Genomic DNA, 6471 nt, shown 5'->3' on the forward strand with positions numbered 1-6471 from the left:
CAGGTTTGCTGTAAACTCTGAAATAAATAACGCAATCCAGTTCCCAAAAAATCCAGCTAGTAAAGTAAATAAAAACCCAAAGAATGCGATGATAAAATTGTTAAACCACGAAATACGAATTTTACGAATGCCATACGCAATTCCAACACCTGCATTATCTAAATTAGAAGCGATCCCGATTAAAAAAATTGAAAATAAGCCTGCCGTACTCATAAATAGTCACCCCTTTTTCTCACTTTTCAATGCATATTATGAAAATGTTGAGCAACTGTGCCTGTCTGTTTCATATACTTGTAATAAATGCTCAACATTTTTTCAACACGAAAAAAGGAGTGCCTACACTATGGCTAATGAAAACCCGAATGATCGGCTTGGTAAATTAATAAAAAAACTTTTAAAAGAACGCGCCCTGTCTATGCGCCAACTAGGAATACTTACAAATATTGATCCTGCAACAGTCTCAAGAATTATTAATGGCAAACAACCGCCAAAACAAAAACATCTACAAAAATTTGCAGAATGTCTTCAAGTTCCACCCCAATTGTTATTTGATGAAATGTACCCTGATTCTCCTCACATAAATAAAGAAAAAACGGATATGTACACATCTCTTGATACCATTCAGCAAACTTTACAATCCTCTAACTTATTCGATTTCGATTACACTACAACTCGCGTAAAACAAGAACTCGAAAATTACGAACGCTATGCCCAGACAACAGAAGGCGAAAAACGTATTCGTGACAGTTTCGCAAGCAAATTAGAGCAAATTGATAGTGCTGGTCCTTTTATTGAACAATTAACAGATATGTATCAACAATTTTGCAATGAAACCATTTCAAAGGAAGAACGTGCAGTTCTTGGGAGCGCATTACTTTATTTCATTTTATCGACAGATATTATTCCCGACTATCTCTTTCCAATTGGCTATTTAGATGATGCGATTGCCGTTGAATTAGCAAAAGAGAAATTACTTGAAATGAAACGAAAGACATAGCAAAATAAAGAACTATTTCAGTTGTTTATATTCAACTCTGAAATAGTTCACTAGAAAATCGTACAAGTATACATACTCGTACGATTTTACTATACAACTCTATTTTTTCGTGTGGCACCATTCATATATAAATGCTGTTATCACTTTTGTAAATTCAATTAACTGTTCAACTTCAACTTTCTCATTTACAGAATGTGCTTCTTCTAATGTACCTGGTCCATATATAATCGCTGGAATATGAAACTCACTAAACCAACCGCCATCAGTTACCGTTGCAGACATATCTAAAATTGCATTTTTTGATAGAATAGACTCGTGTACTGAGCTAAGTTTTTTTACAGCTTTATGTTCACTATCTACTTCTAATGAAGGGAAAATTTCACCACGATCTACAATCATTGATTCTCCGCCCCACTTAAATTGTGGCGGATTTTCACTTAACCATGGATCGGCAGCTGCCACCTTTCCAATATACTCTTCAATTTCGTTTATTATTTGTTCATGTGTTTCATTCGGATAGAAGTGCACTGTTATCCACAATCGGCACTCATCCGCAATAAACGCCGCATGCCTTCCTCCCTCAATAACAGCTGGATTAATTGTTGTTGTTCCAGATGGATAGCCTTCATATGTTTTCATAACTGCCCAGTGGCGCTCTAATTCTTGTAAGCTTTGTACAATTTTCATCATTTTTTCAATCGCACTCGCTCCAAATAGACGTCCTCCAGCATGGATCATTTGTCTGCGCGTTGCATCATGAAACGTTTGCGGACTTTTCACTGTAATCCATCCAGTAATGACACCGCCTTGTCCTTGCATATGTAAATCGCTCGTATCCACTACTACTGCAAAATCAGCATCGTAACCCCTTTTGCAGCATTGAAGTGTACCTGCTTCTCCAACTTCTTCTCCAATTACCGATTGAAAAGTTAAATCTCCAGGTAATTCAATACCAGCTTCTTGTAAAAGTTGAATGGCAAATAGCGCTCCAGCCAGCCCACCTTTCATATCTGCTGCGCCACGTCCAACTAACCAGCCATCTTTTATAAATGGATCAAATGGATTTGTTTCCCACGCCTCATCTGCTGACACTTCGGCTACATCCATATGTCCATTAATAATAAGACTTTTATATGAGTCACTTTTTATCCCTTTTTTTACCCCAACAACATTCGGATCATTCGAATATACATCCCATTTATCAATACTAAAATTTCGTTTGCTTAAAAACTCTGCAACAAATTCTTGCGCTTCATTTGTATTTCTCGCTGGCGGTGCTGGTGTTTCAAAACGAATTAATGTTTTTGTAAGTTCCAACAATTCCTCTTTCCTTGAATCTATTTGTTTTAACAACTGCGAAACTTCTGGATTCATCGCTAACTCCCCTTTGCATACATAGTATGTTTCCAGCTTTATTTTCACAAAAAAAGAGACTGTTTACAATTTTACAGTCTCCTAATTAATCACTATTATAAACTCTCTACTTCCGTTGTATTTGTCTTTTCAATATGCTCCACATTATTTCCCTTATTTCTTGTAGCACGATAAAACAGTAAACAAACAATCATAAATGGAATACCACAATACAATGCCATTCTTTGTTCTGGAATAAAGGCCATGCCAACGATTACTGTTAAATTTAATACTAACGCAAGAAGTGGTACAAATGGATACAATGGTGTTTTAAATTTCAAGTCCTTAACATCCCCGCCCCGCTTCATGTATGACCTTCTAGCTAATAAATTTGATAAAGCAATAGATGCCCAAACTAGTATCGCTCCGAATCCAGCGATAGAAAGCAGCCATAAATAAACTGTATCTTCCGCATAAATACCTGATAGTAGTGAGAGACAACCTACAATTGTGCTTACAATCAATGCATAAATGGGAACACCGTTTTTAGATAACTTGCCAAAAATCGGACTAATCATTCCTTGATTAGACATAGACCATAGCATACGCGAAGTTGCATATAATCCTGAATTCGCAACGGATAGTACTGCTGTAATAATAACGAAATTTATAATATCTGCTGCATAAGGAATACCAATTTTATCAAATACAACTACGAATGGACTTTCTATTACTCCCGCTTGCTGCCAAGGGAATAGTCCAGCAAGAATAAAAATAGATAGTACAAAGAAAACAAGTATACGCCAAACTGTATTGTTAATTGCCTTCGGGATCGTTTTCTCTGGATTTTCACTCTCACCTGCTGCAATACCAACTAATTCTGTTCCTTGGAAAGAAAAATTAACTGCAATCATTGTAATTAAAATGGCTGATAATCCATTTGGAAACAATCCACCATAATCAGTAAAGCTAGAGAACATTGGCGCTGGTTCATTTCCTTTCATATCTAGAAAACCAAACATTGCTGCCCCGCCCAAAATAATAAATGCAATAATTGTAATTACTTTAATACTTGCAAACCAAAATTCCACTTCCGCAAAACTTCTTGAAGATAACGCATTAATAGCAAAGAGCAGTACCGCGAAAACTACACACCAAATCCATGACGGTACATCAGGAAACCAACGTTTCATCAAAATACTAACTGCAATTAATTCAATACCTATCGTAGCAGACCAGTTTAACCACGACATCCATCCCACTACATAACCTGCTGCAGGAGAAATATGCTTTGTCGCATACGTTTGATAAGACCCTGCGTCAGGCATCGCAACCGCTAACTCTCCCAGACAGAGCATCGTTAAATACATTACAAATCCACCGACAAGATACGCTACAATTGCTCCTCCAGGTCCAGCTTCATGAATCGTATAACCTGATCCTAAAAAAAGTCCTGTACCAATAACTCCACCGAGTGCAATCATAAATATGTGCCTGCTTTTCAATTCTCTTTTTAATCCTTGGTTTTGATCCATCATATAAATCCCCCCTTTTCACTTTGCCAATCCATTTAATGTAAGCGCTTTTAAAATTATTCACCGTAAAAATAATGATTTAAAAGAGCAAAAATACACATCACTTACATTAATCACTGCCTGTTACTAAAAGATCATCCCTTACTGTTATTAATAACTTTTGATCAGCAATAGCTTGTCCTTCTACTACTTCTAATGATTCAATATAACCACTGATTCCTATCTTAATTTCTACTTTCTGTTTATCTATCGTTTCAATTAACGCTAATTTCTCCCACTCGTATACGTAAGAACTTTCCGTAACAAATAACTTCTCTACTTTTCCATAACAAGGACTATACACACCTTCTATAACTGTCTTCACTTTATAAATTCCTCCCTCTTATTAATTGACACTGAAACGTTGTATATCCTATAAAAATTCATATTCTCCCCTCTAGAGATTTCGAATATTATTTATGCAAAATGCGTACCAAGTCTCTAATTCATATATTAAATGAGCGTTTTACACAAAAAAGCGTGCACAACCGCAAAATTTTTCTATCATTTGAAAAGTTTTAAAAGGAAAATAGCAAAAAAATTTTGCGATTTTATAAGAATTTTAATAAAATTATAAAAAGTCAGTCTTCATAGAGTGAAATGAGGAGAAGATAATCTATGCGTACAGAAGACATTAATTTTAAACAGATCATTGAAATGAATATGCTATATGAAACTTTACTCAATGAACTCGATATCGGGATTCATATTATTAATGAGGAAAGTAAAACGATTATCTATAACCGCAAAATGATGGAAATTGAATCAATGGAACGCTCAGATGTATTATATAAAAGTCCTTTAGAAATATTTGCATTTGAAGAAAATAAAAATAGTACTCTTATAGAGGCATTAAAATTAGGAAAAACAAACAAAAATATAAAACAAACGTATTTTAACAATAAAGGACAAGAAATTACAACGATTAACGATACTTTCCCTATAATAGAAAATGGAAAAATTAAAGGCGCTATTGAAATATCAAAAGAAATTAGTAACTTAAAGCAAACAATAAGAATGGGCCCTTCTCGAAAACAAAGCACTAAATTTACCTTTGATCACATAATTGGTGATTCTGAAGCTATTCAATCAATCATTACTGAAGGAAAAAGAGTAATTCGTACATCTTCCTCCATACTTCTAGTAGGAGAAACAGGAACTGGGAAAGAGCTATTTGCACAAAGCATCCATAATGAAAGTCAGCGTTCAACAAAACCCTTTATTTCACAGAACTGTGCCGCTATACCTGATACACTCATGGAAAGCTTATTATTCGGTACAAACCGAGGTGCATTTACAGGAGCTATCGATAAAGCTGGTTTATTTGAAGAAGCGAACGGAGGAACTTTGTTATTAGATGAAATCAACTCATTAAGTCCAGCACTTCAAGCGAAGTTACTACGAGCTATACAAGAAAAAACAATACGAAGAATCGGAGGCACAAACGAAAAAGAAATTGATGTTCGTATTATAGCAACTATCAATGAAGATCCTTTCGAAGCCATCGCACATAATCGATTAAGAGAAGACTTATATTACCGATTAAGCGTCGTTACTTTATGTCTTCCGCCTTTACGTGAAAGAAAAGAAGATATTCCAGCTCTTGTTCAGCACTTTATTGAAAAATATAATACTCAATTCGGGCTCAACGTAACCGATGTAGATGTAAATGTAAGAGAATTTTTCTATGCATACGATTGGCCTGGAAACGTACGGGAGTTGGAACATATAATTGAAGGTTCCATGAACTTGATAGAAGATGAAACCATCATTACAGCGTTTCATATGCCTACTCGCTTTCGTGAACGAATAAAAACAGAATTCAATATGCAACATGCACTAACTAATCACAATACTGATGCACCTAAAACTTTAAAACACACAATAGAAAAAATGGAAAAGAACTACATTAACCAAATTCTTAAAGAGAATCATGGCAACATCTCACAAGCTGCAAAATTTTTAGGATTAAGTAGGCAAAACTTACAATATCGAATTAAAAAACTGCATTTACACATATGAAATAAACATGTCTCCAAGTATAAAAACAACTTGGTAAAATATGTTATAATAAACATATAACATGCTAGAAAGGGGCTATATATATGGGTAATGATAAAAAATTAAAGTTATTACAATACTTATACTTTTTCCCTGCCATGCTCTGTATGATGTTATTCATTAATGCCGATGTAAGCAGCTCTCCTTATGCAAAGCTATTAGGAACAATTTTTGGCTCCTTTGCAGCTATTATGCTTGCTGCTTTTTGGAATTTGAAGCTACGTATAAAAAACGATAAATCTTCGTAATACTAAAAAAATCGAGCTACTTAGCCCGATTTTTTTATTTGCCATTAAAACTCAACATTCTCTAAATACAATCCACTTGCCTCAGCAAGACAATTAATTTGATTGCGCTGCTTTTCTTCTAAAATGTTTGGAATTGCTTCAGCATCTAATTGTCCTAATCCAACTTCAATTAATGCCCCAACAATTTTTCTTACCATATTATGAAGGAAGCCGTTACCACTTACTCTAATTTGTACAA

Annotated in this window: 6 protein-coding genes and 2 pseudogenes; 3 read left to right on the plus strand and 5 right to left on the minus strand. The window is 34.8% G+C overall.

What is annotated here, in order from left to right; translation table 11 throughout:
* A pseudogene (locus tag MR170_RS29315) lies at positions 1–213 on the minus strand (sporulation membrane protein YtaF); the annotation flags it as partial.
* Between the two features lie 130 nt (positions 214–343).
* On the opposite strand from MR170_RS29315, the gene MR170_RS29320 reads away from it, so the two are divergent.
* Positions 344–997 (plus strand): DUF1232 domain-containing protein, encoded by a 654-nt coding sequence (locus MR170_RS29320; protein ID WP_016083636.1) that lies wholly within the window; start codon positions 344–346, stop codon positions 995–997.
* A 99-nt stretch (positions 998–1096) separates the two neighbouring features.
* Here MR170_RS29320 and MR170_RS29325 read toward each other — a convergent pair whose 3' ends face one another.
* From MR170_RS29325 to MR170_RS29335, 3 genes are all read right to left on the minus strand, one after another.
* Positions 1097–2371, minus strand: coding sequence for an acetylornithine deacetylase (locus MR170_RS29325; protein ID WP_242310440.1), 1275 nt, complete (start codon positions 2369–2371; stop codon positions 1097–1099).
* A gap of 95 nt (positions 2372–2466) precedes the next feature.
* Positions 2467–3888: an amino acid permease gene (locus MR170_RS29330; RefSeq protein WP_016083638.1), complete on the minus strand. Its 1422-nt coding sequence runs from the start codon at positions 3886–3888 to the stop codon at positions 2467–2469.
* A gap of 106 nt (positions 3889–3994) precedes the next feature.
* Positions 3995–4249 carry a biotin/lipoyl attachment domain-containing protein gene (locus MR170_RS29335; protein ID WP_000859489.1) on the minus strand — a complete coding sequence of 85 codons (255 nt, stop codon included), beginning with the start codon at positions 4247–4249 and terminating at the stop codon, positions 3995–3997.
* Between the two features lie 293 nt (positions 4250–4542).
* Here MR170_RS29335 and MR170_RS29340 point away from each other — a divergent pair, with 293 nt between their 5' ends.
* Positions 4543–5946 carry a sigma-54 interaction domain-containing protein gene (locus tag MR170_RS29340; RefSeq protein WP_242310442.1) on the plus strand — a complete coding sequence of 468 codons (1404 nt, stop codon included), beginning with the start codon at positions 4543–4545 and terminating at the stop codon, positions 5944–5946.
* An 83-nt stretch (positions 5947–6029) separates the two neighbouring features.
* The gene (locus tag MR170_RS29345) at positions 6030–6233 is read left to right on the plus strand and encodes a hypothetical protein (protein ID WP_016083640.1); all 204 of its coding nucleotides are present in this window, start codon (positions 6030–6032) and stop codon (positions 6231–6233) included.
* Between the two features lie 44 nt (positions 6234–6277).
* Here MR170_RS29345 and MR170_RS29350 read toward each other — a convergent pair.
* A pseudogene (locus MR170_RS29350) lies at positions 6278–6471 on the minus strand (tRNA pseudouridine(38-40) synthase TruA); the annotation flags it as partial.

It is taken from the genome of Bacillus cereus group sp. BfR-BA-01524, from assembly GCF_022662595.1.
GTDB lineage: Bacteria > Bacillota > Bacilli > Bacillales > Bacillaceae_G > Bacillus_A > Bacillus_A thuringiensis_S.

What these genes read in the sequence shown, in the direction of transcription:
- MR170_RS29330 (WP_016083638.1), bottom strand. Translation starts at nt 3,888, where the DNA reads ATGATGGATCAAAACCAAGGATTAAAAAGAGAATTGAAAAGCAGGCAC.
- MR170_RS29345 (WP_016083640.1), top strand. Translation starts at nt 6,030, where the DNA reads ATGGGTAATGATAAAAAATTAAAGTTATTACAATACTTATACTTTTTC.
- MR170_RS29325 (WP_242310440.1), bottom strand. Translation starts at nt 2,371, where the DNA reads ATGAATCCAGAAGTTTCGCAGTTGTTAAAACAAATAGATTCAAGGAAA.
- MR170_RS29320 (WP_016083636.1), top strand. Translation starts at nt 344, where the DNA reads ATGGCTAATGAAAACCCGAATGATCGGCTTGGTAAATTAATAAAAAAA.
- MR170_RS29340 (WP_242310442.1), top strand. Translation starts at nt 4,543, where the DNA reads ATGCGTACAGAAGACATTAATTTTAAACAGATCATTGAAATGAATATG.